At 74.9% G+C, this 2,343-nt stretch carries 2 protein-coding genes and 1 pseudogene; 2 read left to right on the forward strand and 1 reads right to left on the reverse strand.

The features are described 5' to 3' along the window. A pseudogene (locus tag ACXJKL_RS19475) lies at positions 1-197 on the forward strand (hypothetical protein); the annotation flags it as partial. A 126-nt stretch (positions 198-323) separates the two neighbouring features. Next, positions 324-719, forward strand: coding sequence for a cold-shock protein (locus ACXJKL_RS19480; RefSeq protein ID WP_457208652.1), 396 nt, complete (start codon positions 324-326; stop codon positions 717-719). A gap of 22 nt (positions 720-741) precedes the next feature. On the opposite strand, the gene ACXJKL_RS19485 is transcribed toward ACXJKL_RS19480, so the two are convergent. Continuing rightward, complete coding sequence (locus tag ACXJKL_RS19485) at positions 742-2,142, reverse strand: MFS transporter (RefSeq protein ID WP_457208653.1); 1,401 nt, start codon at positions 2,140-2,142, stop codon at positions 742-744. Between the last annotated feature and the right edge of the window lie 201 nt (positions 2,143-2,343).

A 2,343-nucleotide genomic window follows, 5' to 3' on the forward strand; every position in this document is an offset into this window, starting at 1 on the left:
ACCTGGGGGAGCGGGGCAGCGTCGAGCTGGACCGCGACCTCGTCTCCGGGCCCGTGGCCCCCGGCACCCCGGCGGAGGCCGCGGTCTCCGCCGCCGTGCGTGCGGCGGGCTTCGCGGTGGCCGCGGTCGACCCGCGGGGCTTCCGGTCGGGCTCGCTCAACGAGGGGCTCTCCGCCGCACCGGCCGGTCCCGCATAGTGCGGTCCTGAAATGGTGCACCGGTGGCGGACGGCCGCTGCGCACGCATAGTCTTTGCGCGCTCGGGCCGACGCCCGGTCGCACCGTCCCGCCGCAAGGCGCCCGCACGAAGAAGAGGTCCCGGCCGTGCCCAGTGGCAAGGTGAAGTGGTTCGACGCCGACAAGGGCTTCGGCTTCCTGTCCCAGGACGGTGGCGCGGACGTCTACGTGCACTCCGACGCGCTGCCCGAGGGCATCTCGACCCTCAAGGCCGGCACCCGGGTCGAGTTCGGCATCGCGCAGGGTCGTCGCGGCGACCAGGCGCTCCAGGTGCGCGTCCTCGACGCGCCGGCCTCGGTGACCCGCAACCAGCGCAGCGCCCAGCGCAAGGACCCCGAGGCGATGGTCGCCATCGTCGAGGACCTGATCAAGCTCCTCGACGACGTCGGCGAGACCTACCGCCACGGCCGGCACCCCGAGGCCCGGACGGCCCGGCCGACCGCCAAGCTGCTGCGGGCGCTGGCCGACGAGCTCGAGCTCTGAGCGACGGGTCCCGAGCGGGACGCTAGGCCCCGCCCGGCGACGTACCGACGTCGGACGGTCGCGTGAGGAGCACGTAGGCGCCCCACGCGACCACCACGGCACACGCGATGCCCAGGCCCAGCTGCGGCATCAGCGGCATCGCGATCCCGATGAAGCCGCCGATGACCCAGGCCAGCTGCAGCGTGGTGTCGGAGAGCGCGAAGGCACTCGCCTGGACGCGCTCGGGCACGTCGCGCTGGATCGTGGAGTCCAGCGACAGCTTGGACAGCGACTGGGCGAGCCCGGCGGTGAGGCCGAGCACGGCCAGCGGCACGAGGCCGTAGAAGAGCGCGGCGACTGCCACCGCGACCGCGTCGGCGACCAGCGCCAGCACGACGGTCAGCGCCGGGTCGATGCGCCGCAGCATCGAGCCGAGGGCGATGCCGAGGGTGTTGCCGAGGCCGGCGGCACCGATGACGAGCCCGAGCAGCACCTCGGGCCGCCAGTCGCCGATCGGGTGGTCGCGCAGCAGGAAGGCCATGAACATCGTCAGGAAGCCGCTGAGCCAGCGGGGCCCGCAGTTGGCCCTGAGGGCGAAGGCGACCGCGCTCGGCATCCGGCGCCGCGTGGTCGAGCGGGGACCGGCGCTGGGCCCCGGCATCAGGGCCAGGCGCTCCTCGCCGGAGCTGGAGTCGACCCGCTGGGGGAGCCGGATGGCCCAGATGGTGGCCAGCACGAAGAGCACGAAGGCGTAGCGCAGCGACCACTCGGGACCCGCCGTGGAGGCGAGGATCGCGATGGGCGCCGACACCGTCGCGCCGACGACGCCCGCCAGGGAGACCCGGGCGTTGGCCTTGACGAGGGTGAGGGCGGGCGGGAGCAGGCGGGGGACCGCAGCGGCTCGGGTGACGCCGTACGCCTTGGACGCGACGAGCACGCCGAGGGCGGCCGGGAAGAGCCACTCGGAGTCGGTGGCCACCGCCGTGCCGAGTGCCCAGCACAGGAAGGCGCGCACGGCCATCGTCGCGCCGACCGCCCAGCGGCGACCGTGGCTGAAGCGGTCCAGGAAGGGCCCGATCAGCGGGGCCACGATGGCGAACGGCAGCATCGTCAGACCCAGGAAGAGGGCGACCTGTCCCCGCGCCTCGCCGGTCGGGACCTGGAAGAACAGGGTGCCGGCCAGCGAGATCGCGACCGCGGCGTCGCCGGCGGCGTTGAGGGCGTGCAGCTCGATGAGGCGCGAGAGCCCGGAGTCGCCGGCCCCCTCGGCGCGCGTGGCGCGTCGGGCCTGGGCCACCGTGAACCGGCTCGCCCTGCCCGTCGCCCGGCCGGCGCCGGCGACCCCGCGTCCCACTCCGCGACCGGCCGCCCGGACTCCTCGGCCGGCACCGCCGAGGCGCGAGCGGTCGGTCCCGTCGGGTCGGGTCGGGTGCTCGGCGCTCATGGCCCAATCCTGCCGTGTGGGTGGGTCATGGGCGTGCAGCAGGCACCCCGTGGGCCGGTCGAGGAGACRGGAGCCCCGTGGTTTGTCATGATTCGCCCGTGATCGCCCTCACCGAGACCTCGCCCGACGCCACCCTGGCCGCGGCTGCCGACCTGGCCCGCGCCGTCGTCCTGGACCTCGGGGACGCCACCGACGTGGGGG

It is taken from the genome of Nocardioides sp. P5_C9_2 (genome assembly GCF_054049555.1).

Coding starts and splice junctions, on each gene's coding strand:
- ACXJKL_RS19485 (WP_457208653.1), bottom strand. CDS start 2,142: ATGAGCGCCGAGCACCCGACCCGACCCGACGGGACCGACCGCTCGCGC.